The sequence below is a fragment of the Clostridium sp. HV4-5-A1G genome (assembly GCF_900184915.1).
GTDB lineage: Bacteria > Bacillota > Clostridia > Clostridiales > Clostridiaceae > Clostridium_B > Clostridium_B aromativorans.
Genome location: NZ_FXYI02000055.1, coordinates 1 through 18571 on the forward strand (window position 1 = coordinate 1; position 18571 = coordinate 18571).

The window sequence follows — 18571 nt, forward strand, 5'->3', positions numbered from 1 at the left end:
ATTTTAAAAGATTTTCTTTTATTACAAAAAATATGGTATAATAGGATAAATACTTAGTAAAAATTTTAATGTGGTTAAAATTTATGATCTATAGTTGCACAGTGTAAAGGAAGATGAAATTATGGAGATACTTTCTTTAGGAGAAAAAATAAAAAAAAGAAGAAAAGAACTGAACATGACTTTGAAGGATTTAGCAGGAGATAGAATTACACCTGGACAAATAAGTCTTGTAGAGTCCGGAAAATCAAATCCAAGTATGGATCTTCTGGAATATTTGGCAGCAGAATTGAAGACTTCTGTTGAATATCTAATGGAATCAGAGGAAACTCAAGCAGAAAAAATTTGTACTTATTTTGAAAACATAACTGAATCCTGCATAATAAGCGAAAACTTAATTCAGGCAGAACAATACATTGAAAAGACTTTATATTTTGCGGATAAATATGGACTAGAATACAAGAAAGCAAAGAATTTGTATTTAAAAGGTGTAATACACATGGCTAAAGGTGATTATTTAATTTCACAACAATTTTTTCTATCAGCTAATGGGATATTTATTAAAAATAATAAATATGAACAGATTATAAAGACTTTTATTAATTTAGGTAAAATTACAATGAAATTGAAATCTTACCATTCTTCTTGCAGTTATTTTCAACAGGCGGAAAATGTATATAATGAAAACAAAATTGAGAATGATTTTTTAGTGGGAGAAATATATTATTATATAGCATGTGCAAATTTTAAGTTAGAAAATGTAGAAAAAGCCATAAACTATTCCTATTTGGCAAAAGAAAAATTTAATCAAATGGATAACAAAAAAGAATATGCTAATACACTTTTTCTGCTAGCTGAAGAATATAGTAAAAAGGGAGACATAGATAAAGCTATAAAATATTCTAAAAATGCATTAGAAGTGTACAGAAAATTGGATGATGCTATGAATGTTGCTAAAATTGAAAATAACTTGGGAAAACTATTTTATCAGTTTGACAACATTGAAGAATCTTTTATTCATTTAAATAAGGCGAAAGAATTGAGAATAAAGCTGAAGGACAGAGATGTCGTTACAACACTGGTGGATATATGTGAAAATTATATAAAGCTAAAAGACATTGAGAATTCAAAAAAAGTTCTCGATGAGATAATGGACAAAGTAGATGAGGGGAATAGCAAAACTTTAATATATTATTATTTGCTGAAGTTCAGAATAGATATGCTTGAGTCTAATAAAAAAGAGGCAGAAAATACTTTGATCATGGCATTGAATTTTGCAAATAATATGGATTATATTGAGGAAGCTGCTAAAATATCAATAATGTTAGGAAAATTTTATATAGAAAATAATTTAAATAAAGAAGCTGCTAAATATTTAAATGAAGGTGTTGAGAATTTTAAAAAAATAGGATTATTAAAAGATTCTTAAATAAAAATAGGTGAGAATTATGGAGATACTTTCTACTGGACAAAAAATTAAAAGAGCCAGGATATATAAGGGATATACCTTAAAAAGGTTATGCGGTGATAAAATTTCCGTTTCAAAGATGAGCTGTATAGAAAATGATAAAATAAAGCCTGAACAGTGGATTTTAAAATTTGTATCAAGTAAGCTTGAACTCGATGTTGAATATTTAAAACAGGATGTCAGAAGTCAGATAATCAAAAATATAGATGACATATCTAAAAATTCTCCTGGAGAAAATTATGAAAAATTACTTCAATATAATTTAAAATTTGCGGATAATTACTCTTATAGCGATATATGCTTTGTTATAATGCATATGCTTTTTAATCACTATCTGGATGAAAAACAATTTGGAAAGCTGCAGTTTATAATTTCAACCTATTATGATTATCTACAGAAATGCTTTTCCAATGAAAGAAATTCAATTTACTATATGGATATTGCCAGATATTTTTATGTGTCCGGAGAATTTTCTCAAGCTATAAATTATTATGACAATGTAATTCGGATTTGTGAAGAGGATGGATGCGGTGAATATCTATTAAAAGCTATGTACTATAAGGCTACCTGTTATATTAATTTGAAGTATTATGACAAGGCATATGAACTGGCGATGAAAATTGTAAATTTAATGGATTCAATGCAGGAGGATATAGAAAATGTATGTATTTATCAAATGCTTGCTATACTTTCATTAAAAATGGACATAAATAAATTTAGTAAGTATGAAAAAAAAGTATATGAACTCTGTGAAAAAAATTTAAAGAATAAATGTGAAGCAATGTTTGATTATGCCCGTGTACTGTTTAATTTAGGGGAGAAAAATAGGGCGTTGAGTTATGTGGATGAATCATTGAGAATATATCCTAAGGATAATATAAAGGAATTAGTACATTTTATGCTTATGAGTACAGATATATTAATAGATAATAAATTCTTAAAGAGGGCATGTATTACATGTAACAGAGCTTTAGATTATGCTATAAATTTAGACGATATAGCTTTTATAGAAAGGGCATATTATTACAAAGCTTTGATATTATTAAAAGAGGGAGACTTTTCAAAGGGAGAAATGTGTATGAATCTTTCTTTAGATAATCTTCTCAAATTTGGAACCAGCAGAGAAATATATAAAAGATATATGGAAATGGGAGAGATGTATTATAAGGTAGGTAATGTGGAGGAATCTGTTAAATATTTTACCTTTGCTATAAATCTAAAAGAAAAATATAAATTTTTGTAATTGTTAATTATAATGAATGGTATATGCAATATTAAAATAAAAAGGAGGGATTGTGTAGATACTTATTTATAAGGTTTGCACAATATTGTTATGGATATAAATAAGCTTACAGTAAAGGCCCAGCAGTCAATAAATGAAGCACAACTTATAGCTGTAAGACATAATCATCAGCAAATAGATGTAATTCATTTATTTTCAGCGCTGGTATTTGAAAAAGATGGATTGATTCCAAATATATTCGGAAAGATGTCTGTAGACGTAAAATCTCTTGTAAATGAAACAAAGAAGGTTCTGGATAAAATGCCGAAGGTATTGGGAGAAGGTGCAGAGAGCAGCTCTCTTTATGCTACCAGGAGGTTTGAAGATATTTTTGTAAAGGCAGAGAGTATAGCTAAGAACTTTAAGGATTCCTATATAAGTGTAGAGCATTTAATGTTGAGTATTATGGAAATTCATTCTCGAGATGTGGATGAAATATTGCAAAAATTTAACATAACGAAAAATGGTTTTTTAGAAGCACTGTCTCAAGTTAGAGGAAATCAAAGAGTTGATACCCAGGATCCGGAGGGAACTTATGAGGCTTTGGTTAAATATGGAAGAAATTTAATTGAAGAAGCGAAAAAGAACAAACTGGATCCTGTTATAGGTAGAGATGACGAGATCAGAAGAGTGGTAAGAATACTTTCGAGAAGAACTAAGAATAATCCTGTACTCATAGGAGAACCGGGGGTTGGGAAAACTGCCATAGTGGAAGGACTGGCAGAGAGGATTATAAGAGGCGATATACCCGAGGGACTTAGAGATAAGATAATATTTTCACTTGATATGGGAGCACTGATTGCAGGAGCTAAATTCAGAGGTGAATTTGAGGAGAGATTAAAGGCTGTATTAAAAGAGGTACAGAAAAGTGAGGGAAAGATAATACTTTTTATAGATGAAATTCATACCATAGTTGGAGCTGGAAAAACGGAGGGGTCCATGGATGCAGGAAATCTCATAAAACCAATGCTTGCAAGAGGGGAGCTTCACTGCATAGGTGCCACTACTTTTGATGAGTATAGGAAATATATAGAAAAGGATAAAGCACTGGAGAGAAGATTCCAGCCGGTTGTAATAGATGAGCCGACTGTGGAAGATTCCATTTCCATACTGAGGGGACTTAAAGAAAAATTTGAAATATACCACGGCATAAGAATTCATGACTCTGCCATAGTGGCAGCGGCGAAACTTTCCAGCAGGTATATAACGGATAGATATTTGCCAGACAAGGCTATAGATCTAATTGATGAAGCCTGCGCCATGATAAGAACTGAAATTGACAGTGTGCCGACTGAGATGGATGATGTGAGAAGAAAATTATTTCAATTGAAGATTGAAAAAGAGGCATTATCCAAGGAAAAAGACAATGCATCTGTGGAAAGACTTAAAACAGTGGAAAAAGAGCTGAATGATTTAAAAGACAAGGATAATGAACTGACAGCTAAATATGAGAAAGAAAAGTCCAATATAACTGAAGTGAGAAATTTAAAAAAGCAGCTGGATGTCGCGAGAGGCCAGATTGATAAAGCAGAGCGAGAATATGATTTAAATAAAGTTGCAGAATTAAAATATGGAGTCATACCTGAACTGGAAAGTAAAATAAAAGCTGAAGAGAATCTTATAAAAGAAAATAATGAAAGTGCTATGCTAAAAGAGGAAGTTACAGAAGAGGAGATATCACAAATAGTATCCAAATGGACGGGGATACCTGTATCCAGATTGGTAGAGGGAGAAAGACAAAAACTTGTTAAGCTGGAAGATGAACTTTCAAAAAGAGTCATAGGTCAGGAGGAAGCTGTTAAGGCGGTTTCTGATGCTGTAATAAGGGCAAGGGCAGGAATGAAGGATCCAAAGAGGCCCATAGGCTCATTTATATTTCTGGGACCTACAGGTGTAGGTAAGACGGAACTGGCCAAAACTCTTGCCAGGACTTTATTTGACAGTGAGGAGAATATAATCAGAATAGATATGTCGGAGTATATGGAGAAGTATTCTGTTTCCAGGCTTATAGGGGCTCCTCCAGGATATGTGGGTTATGAAGAAGGAGGCCAGCTTACGGAAGCAGTTAGGAGAAAACCCTATAGTGTAATATTATTTGATGAAATAGAAAAGGCACACAACGATGTATTTAATATATTTCTTCAGATATTGGATGATGGAAGACTTACAGATAATCAGGGCAAGGTAGTGGATTTTAAAAATTGCATTATAATTATGACTTCCAACATAGGAAGCAGCTATCTTCTGGAAAATAAAAGTGCTGTGGGAATAGACAAAGATGTAAGAGACAGAGTAATGAATGACATGAAGTTGAAGTTTAAACCGGAATTTTTAAACAGACTGGACGATATAATAATGTTTAAACCATTGAATACAGAGGAAATCAAATCTATAATAGACATATTTCTAAAAGATATAGAAAATAGATTAAAAGATAAAAACATTTATATAGAGATAACTGACAGGGCAAAAAATATTATAGCAAAAGAAGGATACGATCCGGTTTATGGAGCCAGACCTTTGAAAAGGTACATGGAAAATGTTCTTGAAACTTCTATTGCCAAGAAAATAATCAAGGGTGATATTTATGAAGGCTGTAATATAAGAGTGGATTATAAAGACAAATTTGAAATAGAAAAAATATAGGAAATTTGTTAAAATTAAATATTTAATTAGGTGTTATTTTAATAAGTAAAAGGAAAAGTTGAATACTGCAGTCCGCCGCTACTGTATGGAGGATGAAACTTTATCATGTCACTGGATGTATTGTCTGGGAAGACTAAGGAGTAAGATGAATCTGAGCCAGGAAGCCTGCCTAATATATATGTTGATTCCTTCGGAGGAAAGGGATATATATGTTGTGGGGGTATGTTTTTTGAAAAAGGATAATATATTTATTACAGGCTATGCAAAGCTTCCGAAGGGGATAACGGCAAGTCAGCTTTACGGTGGAGAAGTTGTCATAGGAGTTATTGTAAATAGGTATTCAGGAGAAATACAGGATATAGAGTGTTCTTTTGTCACTGACACCGCAAAAAAATATGCCAAAGAATTGTTAATAGGAAGAAATTTGAATGATATTCGAGAAATTGTGTCGGATATAGAAGATAATTATTTTGGAATGGCTAAAAAATCTTTTATAGCGGTATTGATAAATTGTTATGAAAGGTATAAAATAATAGTAAAGAAAGTAAAGAAAAAAAGTTAATAATATTGCCATTTTATTATGGTATGAAGGCTAAACCTTTATATAAAATTAATAAAAATAACGGCATGAGTACATTTTTCAATGCACTTATGCCGTTTTTTGTTTTTCTATTATACATACCTAGATCAAAAAAGAAAGGAGAGTGTAAAGCATAAATTAAAAAATTTAATAAATAATAATTATGTTAATTATTTAATAAAGAAGGGGATAGTATGATTACGGATAGAATAAAAAACAAAGAACTTCTAAAACGTATAGGGACACCAAACGATGCTGCCCAACTTATCAAAGACGGCATGACTGTCGGAACCAGTGGTTTTACGTTTTCAGGTTATCCTAAATCAGTGCCCATAGCACTGGCGAAGAGGGTAAAAGATGGTGAAAAAATTAAAATCAATTTGTACACAGGTGCCTCTGTAGGGGATGAACTGGATGGAGAACTGGCCAGAGCCGGCGCAATTAAAAAGAGATTTCCATATCAGACACACAAGGATGTAAGAAATGCCATCAATGCAGGCAAAATCGATTACGTAGATGCACATCTCAGTATGTCTCCACAGATGGTGGATTATGGTTTTATGGGCAAAATCGATGTGGCGATAGTTGAAGCTGTCGGTATAACTGAAGAGGGTTATATAATACCAACTACATCTGTAGGGAATTCACCTACATATGTTAAAAATGCAGATATTGTAATTGTGGAGATAAACGAAACTCAGCCCACTTCACTTATAGGAATACATGATATATATGTTCCAGAGAAGCCGCCTTTTAGACAGCCAATACCTATAACTCATGCATCTGATAGGATAGGGACAGACTATATAGTGACAGATCCTAAAAAAATAAAGTGTATAGTTTTCAGCGATATAAAAGATAATATTAGAAGTGTAGCACCAATAAGTGAAACAAGCAGGAAAATGGCTGGAAATCTGATAGATTTTCTTGAAAATGAAGTCAAACAGGGAAGACTTCCTGAAAATCTGCTTCCACTTCAATCAGGAGTTGGCTCTGTTGCAAATGCAGTACTTGCAGGATTAAAAGAATCCAGATTTACTGATCTGCAGGTATATACTGAAGTTGCACAGGATTCAGTATTTAATCTCATGGATGAAGGCAAGATTTCAGTGGCTTCAGCTACATCTGTCTCTTTCTCTGAGGAGGGACAAAAAAAATTCTATAAAAAAATTGATGAATACAGAAAGAAGCTTATATTGAGGCCTCAGGAAATAAGCAACAATCCTGAAGTGATCAGAAGGCTTGGAGTAATAGCCATGAATACAGCTATAGAAGCGGATATATATGGAAATGTAAATTCAAGCCAGATAATGGGTTCCAGAATGATGAATGGAATAGGTGGTTCAGGAGATTTTACGAGGAGTTCATATATATCCATATTCACTACAGAGTCAATTGCTAAAAATGGTGAAATATCCTCAATAGTTCCAATGGTGCCTCACTGTGATCATTCAGAACATGATGTAGATGTAATAGTTACAGAACAGGGAGTAGCTGATTTAAGAGGATTGTCACCAAAGGAAAAGGCAAAAGTCATAATAGAAAACTGCAGTCATCCTTATTATAGACCTTTCCTTAAAGATTATTTTAAGAGGGCAAGTCAAGGCAAAAATATTCATACGCCGGTTTTACTTAAAGAGGCGCTGTCATGGCATGAGAGATTTGAGGAAACTGGCAGCATGAAATTTAAAACTGATAAATCAAGTCCAGAAGTATAGAGAAAGGGGTTAGAAAATGTTTAAGGAAGAAAAAGTTAATGAAGTAAAAGCCAAGAAAAAAGAATGGGAAGAAGGAACTCTTGGGAAAGCTCTTGGAAGATTTCCGGAAAGAAAGAAATCTTTTAAGACCACATCTGGCATAGAGGTCAAAAGACTTTATACACCGGAAGATGTACAAGGCATTGATTATAATGAAGAGCTTTCATTTCCAGGAGAATACCCTTATACAAGAGGCGTTCAGCCTACTATGTACAGAGGTAAACTCTGGACAATGAGGCAGTATGCAGGTTTTGCTACTGCAGAGGAATCAAACAAGAGATATAAATATCTACTTTCACAGGGCCAGACAGGACTTAGTGTAGCTTTCGATTTACCTACGCAGATAGGTTACGATTCAGATCATGAATTGGCAGAGGGAGAAGTCGGTAAAGTTGGTGTTGCCATAGACTCACTTAAAGATATGGAAACTCTTTTCGATGGAATACCACTGGACAAGGTAAGTACATCCATGACAATAAATGCTCCGGCTTCAATACTGCTTGCAATGTATATCGCTGTAGCAGAAAAACAGGGAGTAACTCCTGAAAAATTAAGGGGTACTATCCAAAATGATATTTTGAAAGAGTATGTGGCAAGGGGAACGTATATATTCCCGGTTCAGCCTTCCATGGGACTTATCACCCATATATTCGAATTTTGTTCCAAGAACCTTCCAAAGTGGAATACAATATCCATTTCAGGGTATCACATAAGGGAGGCAGGTTCTACTGCTGTGCAGGAAGTTGCATTTACAATTGCCGATGGAATTGCCTATGTGGAAGCTGCTATAAAAGCGGGTCTTGATGTTGACCAGTTTGCACCAAGATTGTCATTCTTCTTCAATGCGAACAATGGATTGTTCCAGGAAGTTGCAAAATTCAGGGCAGCAAGAAGAATATGGGCAAAAGTCATGAAGGAGAGATTCCATGCAAATAATCCTAAATCCCTGAAGCTCAGATTCCATACCCAGACAGGAGGGTGTACCCTTACAGCACAGCAGCCGGATAATAATGTAGTGAGAGTTACACTTCAGGCACTTTCAGCTGTACTTGGAGGAACCCAGTCCCTTCACACCAATTCGAAAGATGAAGCACTGGCACTTCCTACCCAGGATTCGGTAAGAGTTGCACTTAGAACACAGCAGATCATAGCTTGTGAAAGTGGAGTACCAGATACTATAGATCCTCTGGCAGGTTCCTATTATGTAGAAGCTCTGACGGATGAGACAGAGAAAAAGGCAATGGAATATATAAATAAGATAGATGAACTGGGTGGAGCGGCAAAGGCAATTGAAAAAGGTTATATACAGAAGGAAATAGAAGATAGTTCCTATGAGTACCAGAAGGAAGTAGAGTCAGGAGAACAGATAGTTGTAGGAATGAATAAGTTCCAGATAGAAGAAGAACCTCCAAAGGGACTTTTAAAAGTAGATCTTTCCGTAGGCGAAAAACAGAAGGAAAAATTGAAACAGTTAAAGGCTGAAAGAGATTCAAAAGCTGTAGGCGAAAAACTTGCTTCACTTGAAAATGCAGCTAAAAAGGGAGATAACCTGATGCCTTTCATAATTGACGCTGTAAAACAATATGCTACCCTGGGTGAAATATGTGATGTCCTTAGGGGAGTATTTGGAGAATATAAATAAATTAAAAAGTGAGGGGAGATTTTAGATATGGATAGACCAATAAGAGTTTTAGTTGCAAAACCGGGATTAGACGGACATGACAGGGGAGCTAAAGTAATAGCAAGGGCACTCAGAGATGCCGGAATGGAAGTTATATATACGGGACTGAGGCAGACGCCAAATCAGATTGCAGAAGCAGCAGTACAGGAAGATGTGGACTGTGTTGCAATGAGCATACTGTCTGGGGCGCACAATACTCTGTTTCCCAAGGTAGTAAACCTGCTTAAAGAAAAGGGTGCGGAAGATGTTCTTGTCATAGGAGGTGGAGTCATACCTGAAGAGGATATACCGGGGCTGAAGAAGGCAGGAGTGAAAGCCATCTTTACACCGGGAACAAAAACCTCCGACACAGTTGACTTTATTAGAAAAAATGTTAAGTTGAACTAAGCTAAAGGGTGAATGTGATGGATATTGAAGATATTAAAAGAGGTATTATGGGCGGTCGGAAAAGAGCTGCTGCAAAATTAATAACCATGATGGAAAATGAGGACAGCAGATCTCTTGAACTTATGAAAGATCTATACCATCTAACCGGGAAGGCCAGGGTAATAGGAATAACCGGTCCTCCAGGAGCTGGCAAGAGTACAGTGACAGATCAAATAGCAAAACTTATCAGAAAACAGGGCAAAAAGGTCGGGATCATAGCTGTTGATCCTACGAGTCCTTTTTCACATGGAGCAATACTTGGAGACAGGGTCAGAATGAATGATCTCAATACCGATGAAGGGGTATTTATAAGAAGTATGGGTACAAGAGGGGCCCTGGGAGGACTTTCTGATGCGGTATATGGAACTGTAAATATTCTGGACATTTTTGGCATGGACTATATATTTATTGAAACTGTTGGTGTAGGACAGTCTGAAGTGGATATAGTCAAAGTGGCCGATGTCGTAGTTATGGTAATGGTTCCAGGCCTGGGAGACGATATACAGACAATGAAAGCAGGAATAATGGAAATAGGAGACATATTTGCAGTCAACAAGTCTGATAAGGAAGGTGCCCAGCGTACAGCAGCAGAGATAGAGGCCATGCTGAGCTTCAATGACAAAGGGGGGAAGCTGCCTCCAGTACTGAACATAACTGCAAAAGACAATACTGGAATTGACAGATTACTTTCAGCTATAGATGAATGTTATGACAGTATGGCATCGGAGGGAGTACTGGAAGAGAGAAGAAAGTCAAAATTAAAAGACAAGATAATTTCTATATTGAAGAACAACCTGGTAAGATCCGCTTTAAAACTGGATTATAAAACGGGTATGTTAAAAAGACTTGTGGAGGACGTCTTTAATAAAAAGATGGATCCTTACACTGCATCCGATACATTATATAAAAATTTTAAAATGGGAGATGAAAAATAACATGAGTATTGATTTGAAAAAAATAGACCATGTTGGAATTGCCGTAAAGAGCATTGAGGAGTCATTGAAATTTTATGAGGGTGTTCTGGGACTTAAATGCAAGGGAACCGAGGAAGTAAAATCTCAGAAAGTAATAACAGCTTTTGTACCTATTGGAGAGAGTGAGTTTGAACTTCTGGAACCTACGAGTGATGATAGTCCCATAGCAAAGTTTATTGCAAAAAAGAGAGAGGGAATACAGCATATTGCAGTTAGAGTGGATGATGTAGAAGCAGCTCTGGAAGAGCTTAAAAAACAGGGCATGAGACTCATAGATGAAAAACCTAGGGATGGTGCAGGTGGTGCAAAAATTGCTTTCGTGCATCCAAAGAGTACAAATGGTGTACTTTTGGAACTCTGCCAGAAATAATAATTTTGTCTATTAAGGAGAGAGGAATATGAGCAAGATTGACAAACTTATAGAGGATAAGAAGAAAATTGAAAAAGGTGGAGGCCAGACTAGAATTGACAAACAGCATAAAAAGGGAAAGATGTTCGCCAGGGAGAGGATAGAATATCTGCTGGATGAAGGCAGTTTTGTCGAAGTGGGAGTATTTGTAAGCCACAGGTGTACTAATTTTGGAATGGAAAAGGTTGAAATACCTGATGAAGGTGTAGTAACTGGATACGGTACCATAGATGGAAGACTTGTTTATGTATATGCACAGGACTTTACTTCCACAGGCGGGGCGCTTGGAGAAATGCATGCTAAAAAGATATGTGACATAATGGATCTTGCTGTGAAGACAGGAGCACCTGTAATAGGAATAAACGATTCAGGTGGAGCAAGGATTCAAGAGGGAGTAGATGCACTGGCAGGATATGGTGGAATATTCTACAGGAATACAAAAGCATCTGGTGTAATACCGCAGATATCCATGATAATGGGACCTTGTGCCGGTGGAGCAGTGTATTCACCAGCACTTACAGATTTTATATTCATGGTTGACAATACCAGTCAGATGTTCATAACAGGTCCTAAGGTCTTAAAGACAGTTACAGGAGAAGATGTAACCGTAGAGGAATTGGGCGGTGCAGGAACTCACAGCACAAAGTCGGGAGTTGCACATTTTGAAGCTGCGGATGAAAAAACTTCTCTGGATCAGGTAAAAAAACTACTGTCCTATTTGCCTTCAAATAATATGGAAAGTGCTCCGGAATTTCAGGCAGAGGATGATTTAAACAGAATTATTCCTGAACTTGATTCTATAATTCCTGACAATCCCAATAAACCTTATAACATGAAGGATATAATAAACAGGGTAGTTGACGAGAACAGCTTTTTTGAAATACAGGAAAGATATGCCCAGAATATCATAATAGGTTTTGGAAGAATGAATGGAAAAAGCATAGGAATAATAGCCAATCAGCCTAAAGTACTGGCAGGATGTCTTGATATAAATGCTTCAGATAAGGCAGCTAGATTTATAAGAACTTGTGATGCTTTCAATATTCCAATTTTAAATATAGTTGATGTACCAGGATTCTTGCCCGGCAAAAACCAGGAGCACGATGGAATAATAAGACATGGGGCTAAATTGCTCTATGCATATTCTGAAGCCACTGTTCCAAAGGTAACCATGATTGTCAGGAAAGCTTACGGTGGCTCATATCTGGCAATGTGCAGCAAGGATCTGGGAGCGGACATAGTGTATGCTTGGCCATCAGCAGAAATAGCTGTAATGGGACCTGATGGTGCAGCAAATATTGTATTTAAAAAGCAGATCAAAGCTGCAGCTGATCCGGAAGCCGAAAGGCGTGCGAGAGTGCAGGAATACAAGGATGATTTTGCAAATCCCTATATGGCGGCAAAGAGGGGATATGTGGATGATATAATAGTACCGTCAGAGTCCAGGCAGAGGCTGGCAGCAGCATTTGAAATGTTAAAGGAGAAGAGGGAAAGCAGCCCTCCCAAAAAACACGGCAATATACCTGTGTAAAAAGAGGTATGCAGAGGAGGTTTTGTATGTCTGATTTATTGATTCTAATAGCTGCAGTTGCTTGTATGATGCTGTTGTTTAAGTTAACTCCCCCGCCCTATAATCCGTCAAAAGACAACAATACTGAAGTCAAGAATACAGCTAAATTTGAAGAACGGAAAGTTTTAGTAGAAGAAAAGAATAGCGGGGAAGGTAATGAAGAGCTGATAGCTGTTATAACTGCTGCAGCTGCAGCAGTTATGGGAACATCAACTTCCCACGTATTTATAAGAGCTATAAAAAAAATAACACCAGCAGCTTCACCCTGGACTACTGCAGGGCGTCGGGAACAGATGAAGACATTTAATCGCAACAAGATGTCTAAAATAAATGAAGGGACTAATTTGTAAGGAGAATGAATTATGAGAAAATTTAACATTACTGTGAATGGAAAATTATATGAAGTTGAAGTAGATGAAATAACTGAAAGCTCGTCCAGCACTTATCAGGCTCCAGCAGCACCAGCATCTGCACCAAAAGCAGCACCAGCACCGGCACCAAAAGCAGCACCGGCGCCTGAAAAGGCCGCACCTGCGAAAAAAACCCCGGCAATAGTAAGCGGCGGAGAGACAGTTACAAGCCCTATGCCTGGAACAGTGCTGGATGTAAAGATAAAAGAAGGAGACACAGTTAAAAAGGATGATGTCCTCTTTATACTGGAAGCCATGAAAATGCAGAATGAGATAAGGGCTTCAAAAGGTGGAACTGTAGCGCAGATAGTAGTTTCAAAAGGGACCTCGGTAAATACAGGAGATACTCTGGCAGTATTGAAATAGCACCTTTATTAGCAATATCTGATTATAGTTTAAATTTGAAGTAGGGAGGTAGAAAGATGATAGCGGATTCTGTTTCAGGTGCAGTTCTTATTTCCATAATAGATATGATACTGCTGCTTTTTTTCCTGTATGTTATAGGTTTGATTTTAAGATTACTCCCAATGGTTAATAAAATTCATCTGAAATCTCATGGGAGGGAAAAACATGATAATACTTAATGCACTTAATTCAATGTGGCATTCAACGTCTTTGATAAACTTATCAATTGGAAATATATTTTTGATTATTCTGGGTATAGTGTTCATTTACCTTGCCATAGTTAAAAAATATGAACCTTTTTTACTTGTAGGAATAGGTTTTGGATGCATAGTTGCAAATATACCTGGCAATGAACTTATTAAACCAGGCGGACTTTTCAGTTATTTTTACCTGGGAGTTCAAAAGGTTGTTTTTCCACCTTTGATATTTCTTGGGGTGGGTGCCATGACGGATTTTGGGCCCATGATTGCAAACCCGAGTCTCATGGTACTGGGTGCATTTGCCCATGTGGGAATATTTATAGCAATCATTGGAGCTAAGGTACTTCACTTTACATTGGCTGAATCGGGTGCTATAGGAATAATAGGCGGAGCGGACGGCCCCATGGCCATATATGTTACGCAGACACTGGCCCCTCACTTGATGGCTCAGATCTCTGTAGCTGCCTATTCCTATATGGCACTTATGCCCCTTATACAACCGCCAATTATGAAATGGCTCACAACTCATGAGGAAAGAAATATAATGATGAAGCAGTCAAGGACAGTAACTAAAAGGGAAAAAATTTGTTTCCCGATACTTATAACAGTAATAATTGATTTATTGCTTCCTCCAATTGCACCACTTATAACCATGCTGATGCTTGGAAATTTATTTAAGGAATGTGGAGTTGTAGACAGACTTGCCAAAACTGCCAGCAATTCATTTATGAATGTAATTACCATAATGCTGACATTGTCTATAGGTTCAAGAATGGGAGCAGATACTTTTCTTACAGTTAAAACACTTGAGATAATAGTACTTGGACTTGTAGCCTTTATGATAGGTACTGCAGGAGGTATCTGGGGAGGAAAGATCCTGTGCAGGTTATCCCATGGAAAGATAAATCCTCTTGTCGGATCTGCAGGTATAGCTTCAGTTCCAATTGCGGCCAGAGTTTCACACAATGTGGCCCTTCAGGAGAATAAGTACAATTTCCTTATAATGCATGCCATGGGCCCTAATCTGGCAGGTGTCTTCGGAACTGCCATAGCGGGTGGAATACTTATAACTTTGATTCCCCATTAAAATTTATATTAGTACCCGTACTTATTAAATATAAAATATAGTACGGGTTTCAATTAAAATTATATTCATAAACAATAGTAAGATCTTAACAGAATGTCATTTCTTAAAACGTAAAATCATAGACTTCTAAAAAATGTGCAGTTACACATCTATATTATAACAGATTTTTTATCAAATGATAATTCAGACTTTATAGAAATCGTTTTAATAATATAATACTAAAATACGTTTATTACAATTATAACGTATACAACAATAAAAATTGACAGCGATGATTTTGTAATTAAATAGCCAAAGTAGTAAGAATATTCATGATATTAAACTGTGATAACTGTCAATTTTCATGAGGTATATAGTATTCACAATACGGGATTAGATTAACGGAAAGAGGTTATTATCAATATATTTGGGGAGAGATTAAAAATGAAAAAGGGATATATATTTATTATTTTAACTGCTATTTTCTACAGTACGGCTGAAGTTGCAGGAAGAATTCTGGCACAGGCAGGCAACATGGATCCATTTCAGGTTATGTTCATTGCCTTCTTGATAGGTGCAATAATACTGTGTCCTCTGGCTACCAAAGATATTAAAGCTAAAAAATTGAAGATAAAAGCCGATGATTTAAGGTATTTTGCAATCTGCGGTATATCGGCAGTTACTGTATCCATGGTACTGCTCCAGTTTGCAGTTACTTATACCAAGGCATCTACTGCGGCGGTTTTATATTGTCTGAATGCGGTATTCTCAATACCCTTTGCATATTTCATGTTAAAGGAAAAGATCACAAAAGGAACCCTCATATCCATGCTGGTGTCCCTGGCTGGAGCTGTTATAATACTCAACCCGTCAGAAATCATAAACGGCCTTGGAAACCCCAGGGATATCGTAGGTATGCTTTTTGCACTTGGCTCTGCGGTGAGCTGGTCTTTCTATACGGTATACAGCAAAAAGAGAGTTGCTATATACGGAGGATATGTTTCCAATTTCTTTGGTTTTAGTTTTGGAGTACTGGCACTGTTGATTATTCTCATAGTAACCGGCAGACCAATTTTTTCAGGAATAACACTGCAGAATATACTGGTGCTATTGTATATGGGTATTTTTATAAAGGCAGTTGGCTATATATGCTATATGGGTGCAATAAGGGAGACATCAGCTATAACTGCATCCATGGTATTTTTAATAAAACCTGCACTTGCCACTATTTTTGCCATACTTATACTGGGCGAGAGTATAAAGACGAATATGGTCATAGGTATAATATGTATAATTGCTGGTTCTTATTTTAAAATTAGCTCCAGTAAAAAGGAAAGCGGCAGTTCAGCCCAAAAAGTCTAGATTATAATTTTAGCTTAAAAGAGCAGCGAAGATTATTGTAATCAATAATCAGGTGACTCTAAATATAAAATAAGAAAGATCTTATTTTTTAAATAAGATCTTTCTTATTTTTAGTTTCACGTTTTATTATAAAATTTTTAGCAGCTATTTCAAATTTATCATTTAATGGCTCTAATTTCACATTTTTATATTTTTGTGAAAGAGCTGTGTATATAAGCCTATCTGCTAACTCAGGATTTTTGGAAAGGAGGGAGCCGTGAAAATAAGTGCATAGACAATTCTTGTAAACGCATCCTTCCAAGCCATCTTCTCCATTGTTTCCATATCCCACGATAACTTTCCCAAAAGGCTTCAGATCATTTATATAAGTTCTTCCAGAATGATTTTCAAAACCCACATAGGTTTCATTAAACTTTTTATTGTATATTACCGTATTCCCAATGAATCTTTTATTTCCACCTTCTGTATATATATTTAACACGTCAAGACCGGGAAGTTTTTCGCCATCTGGAGTACAGTAATATTTGCCTAGAAGTTGATAACCGCCGCAAATCGATAAAAATACTTTTCCACCTTTAATATATTTTATTACGCCATCTTTTTTATTTTGAATTAAATCCTCTGATACAATAGACTGTTCATAATCCTGTCCGCCGCCGAAGAAAGTTATATCGTAACTGGAATCATCAAAGGTATCACCTAAAGATACGTTGAATATATTTACAGATATTCCTCTCTGCTGAGCTCTGTATTTTAGAATACGAATATTTCCCAAGTCACCATATACATTTAACAGATCGGGATACAAATGGCATATGTTAAGTTCCATTTTATACTACACCTCCCATTGGTTTAAATAAATCACCATAACTTTTTAATATAGCCCTTAGAATTGAGAAATTTTCTTAAATCTATCATAGCTGTATAAGTAGCCAATATGTACACAGTATCTGATTTGCAGCTTTTTATTTCCTCAACTAATTTTTCATAAGTTTTACAAATTACAAAATTTTTTTCAGGCAGTCCTGCAATTTTTAATCTAACAGCCATATCATAGAGTCTTATGCCCGATATCATTATTTTATCTATATTGAGAGAAGACAATTTTTCAAAATTTACATCCCATATCCAGGATACATCTCTTCCATCAGCGTAATTATCATTTAAAAGTATCGCTAAATTAAAAGTATTATTGTCGAGACTGATGGTATTTATAGCCTGATCATAACCAGCAGGATTTTTCACCAAAATTATTTTTACTTCTTTAGTACCTATGTTTATGCTTTCCTGTCTTCCAAAAGCACTTTGCTGTTCTTTAAATGAATTATATATATGAGAAGTGGATATTCCACAAATCCTAGTTACAGAGTAGGCACATAGGGCATTATATATATTATATACGCCTGGTTGATTTATGTAGTACTTTTCACCATTTATCACTACTAAGGATTTCTCCGGGGTTTGAATTTCTATCTTCTCTAGGATGTAGTCTAAGTTAGGTCTTTTATAGCCGCAGTTTTTACAATAATAATCACCTAAATGGCTGTATGTGATAAAATTATATTCATAGGGGCTCTTGCACTTCTTACAGAACTTAGCATCAGCATTGACGTCTACTTTTCTGCTCCCCGTGGGGGAACAGTTAAATCCATAATAAATAGTTCTGTTAGGCAAGTTCAAATCCCCAAGCAGTGATTCATCACCGTTTAAGACTAAATTTGAAAGAGGGGCTTTTTTAATACCCTGAAGAATTTTGTTCAAAGTAGTATAAACTTCTCCATATCTATCCAGCTGATCTCTAAATAAATTGGTAACAGCTATAATCTCTGGAGTTATATAGTCAGTAAAAAAAGATACATTTGCTTCATCACATTCTATAACCGCATAACTTGTTTCACAACATTTTTTAAATGAATAATTTTCTACAAAGCAAGAAACTATTCCAGTTATCATATTAGCTCCTGTACTATTGGTTATCACACGCTTGCCAGCATCTTTTAATATGTTGTATATCATACTTGTAGTAGTGGTTTTCCCATTTGTACCGGTTATAAGTATAACTTTGTAATTCTTGCATATGACTTTTAAGATGTTTTTATCTAATTTTAATGCTACTTTTCCAGGAAAATTACTTCCACCTTTAAATAAAATTTTTGATAATTTTATTATAGCTTTGGAAATAACAATGCTAAAAAAAGACTTTATATTAATTTTTCACACCACCTTCCTTGATACAAATTAACTCCTAAATATTATAATACAATACAGTGGCTGTCTCTTATCCACAGATGCCGATGCCGACGAACATATAAGTGAAGATCTCGGTGTTCGCCTTAGA

17 protein-coding genes and 1 riboswitch are annotated in these 18571 nt (G+C 35.6%); of the genes, 15 read left to right on the forward strand and 2 right to left on the reverse strand.

Features of this window, described 5'->3' with window-relative positions:
- Window positions 1-121 precede the first annotated feature (121 nt).
- From J5G60_RS07910 to J5G60_RS07980, 15 genes are all read left to right on the forward strand, one after another.
- Window positions 122-1426, forward strand: a complete 1305-nt coding sequence (locus tag J5G60_RS07910; protein ID WP_150358030.1) for a helix-turn-helix transcriptional regulator — start codon at window positions 122-124, stop codon at window positions 1424-1426.
- A gap of 19 nt (window positions 1427-1445) precedes the next feature.
- The gene (locus J5G60_RS07915) at window positions 1446-2708 is read left to right on the forward strand and encodes a helix-turn-helix domain-containing protein (RefSeq protein WP_150358031.1); all 1263 of its coding nucleotides are present in this window, start codon (window positions 1446-1448) and stop codon (window positions 2706-2708) included.
- A 90-nt stretch (window positions 2709-2798) separates the two neighbouring features.
- Window positions 2799-5393 (forward strand): ATP-dependent chaperone ClpB, encoded by a 2595-nt coding sequence (clpB, locus tag J5G60_RS07920; protein ID WP_150358032.1) that lies wholly within the window; start codon window positions 2799-2801, stop codon window positions 5391-5393.
- 11 nt (window positions 5394-5404) lie between these two features.
- A riboswitch (cobalamin riboswitch) is annotated at window positions 5405-5580 on the forward strand.
- A gap of 42 nt (window positions 5581-5622) precedes the next feature.
- Window positions 5623-5955 carry a DUF3870 domain-containing protein gene (locus J5G60_RS07925; protein WP_179977898.1) on the forward strand — a complete coding sequence of 111 codons (333 nt, stop codon included), beginning with the start codon at window positions 5623-5625 and terminating at the stop codon, window positions 5953-5955.
- A 212-nt stretch (window positions 5956-6167) separates the two neighbouring features.
- Window positions 6168-7691, forward strand: coding sequence for an acetyl-CoA hydrolase/transferase family protein (locus J5G60_RS07930; RefSeq protein ID WP_150358034.1), 1524 nt, complete (start codon window positions 6168-6170; stop codon window positions 7689-7691).
- Between the two features lie 16 nt (window positions 7692-7707).
- On the forward strand, window positions 7708-9372 hold the full coding sequence (locus J5G60_RS07935) for an acyl-CoA mutase large subunit family protein (protein ID WP_150358035.1): 1665 nt from the start codon (window positions 7708-7710) through the stop codon (window positions 9370-9372).
- A 27-nt stretch (window positions 9373-9399) separates the two neighbouring features.
- Window positions 9400-9798: a cobalamin B12-binding domain-containing protein gene (locus J5G60_RS07940; protein ID WP_150358036.1), complete on the forward strand. Its 399-nt coding sequence runs from the start codon at window positions 9400-9402 to the stop codon at window positions 9796-9798.
- A gap of 17 nt (window positions 9799-9815) precedes the next feature.
- On the forward strand, window positions 9816-10772 hold the full coding sequence (meaB, locus tag J5G60_RS07945; protein WP_150358037.1) for a methylmalonyl Co-A mutase-associated GTPase MeaB: 957 nt from the start codon (window positions 9816-9818) through the stop codon (window positions 10770-10772).
- A gap of 1 nt (window position 10773) precedes the next feature.
- Entirely contained in the window at window positions 10774-11181 is a 408-nt protein-coding gene (gene mce / locus J5G60_RS07950) for a methylmalonyl-CoA epimerase (protein WP_150358038.1), read from the forward strand.
- 28 nt (window positions 11182-11209) lie between these two features.
- Entirely contained in the window at window positions 11210-12751 is a 1542-nt protein-coding gene (locus J5G60_RS07955) for an acyl-CoA carboxylase subunit beta (RefSeq protein ID WP_150358039.1), read from the forward strand.
- 26 nt (window positions 12752-12777) lie between these two features.
- Window positions 12778-13140 carry a hypothetical protein gene (locus J5G60_RS07960; protein WP_150358040.1) on the forward strand — a complete coding sequence of 121 codons (363 nt, stop codon included), beginning with the start codon at window positions 12778-12780 and terminating at the stop codon, window positions 13138-13140.
- 12 nt (window positions 13141-13152) lie between these two features.
- On the forward strand, window positions 13153-13566 hold the full coding sequence (locus tag J5G60_RS07965) for a biotin/lipoyl-containing protein (RefSeq protein WP_150358041.1): 414 nt from the start codon (window positions 13153-13155) through the stop codon (window positions 13564-13566).
- Between the two features lie 56 nt (window positions 13567-13622).
- Entirely contained in the window at window positions 13623-13784 is a 162-nt protein-coding gene (locus J5G60_RS07970) for a hypothetical protein (RefSeq protein ID WP_179977896.1), read from the forward strand.
- On the forward strand, window positions 13771-14892 hold the full coding sequence (locus tag J5G60_RS07975) for a sodium ion-translocating decarboxylase subunit beta (protein ID WP_150358042.1): 1122 nt from the start codon (window positions 13771-13773) through the stop codon (window positions 14890-14892). Before J5G60_RS07970 ends, J5G60_RS07975 begins: the two co-directional genes overlap by 14 nt.
- A 423-nt stretch (window positions 14893-15315) precedes the next feature.
- Window positions 15316-16233, forward strand: a complete 918-nt coding sequence (locus tag J5G60_RS07980) for a DMT family transporter (protein WP_150358043.1) — start codon at window positions 15316-15318, stop codon at window positions 16231-16233.
- A gap of 88 nt (window positions 16234-16321) precedes the next feature.
- Here J5G60_RS07980 and J5G60_RS07985 read toward each other — a convergent pair whose 3' ends face one another.
- Together J5G60_RS07985 and J5G60_RS07990 are read right to left on the reverse strand one after the other, a co-directional pair.
- The gene (locus tag J5G60_RS07985) at window positions 16322-17062 is read right to left on the reverse strand and encodes a type 1 glutamine amidotransferase (protein WP_150358044.1); all 741 of its coding nucleotides are present in this window, start codon (window positions 17060-17062) and stop codon (window positions 16322-16324) included.
- Window positions 17063-17094: 32 nt separating this feature from the next.
- Window positions 17095-18444 (reverse strand): Mur ligase family protein, encoded by a 1350-nt coding sequence (locus J5G60_RS07990; RefSeq protein ID WP_179978325.1) that lies wholly within the window; start codon window positions 18442-18444, stop codon window positions 17095-17097.
- Window positions 18445-18571 lie beyond the last annotated feature (127 nt).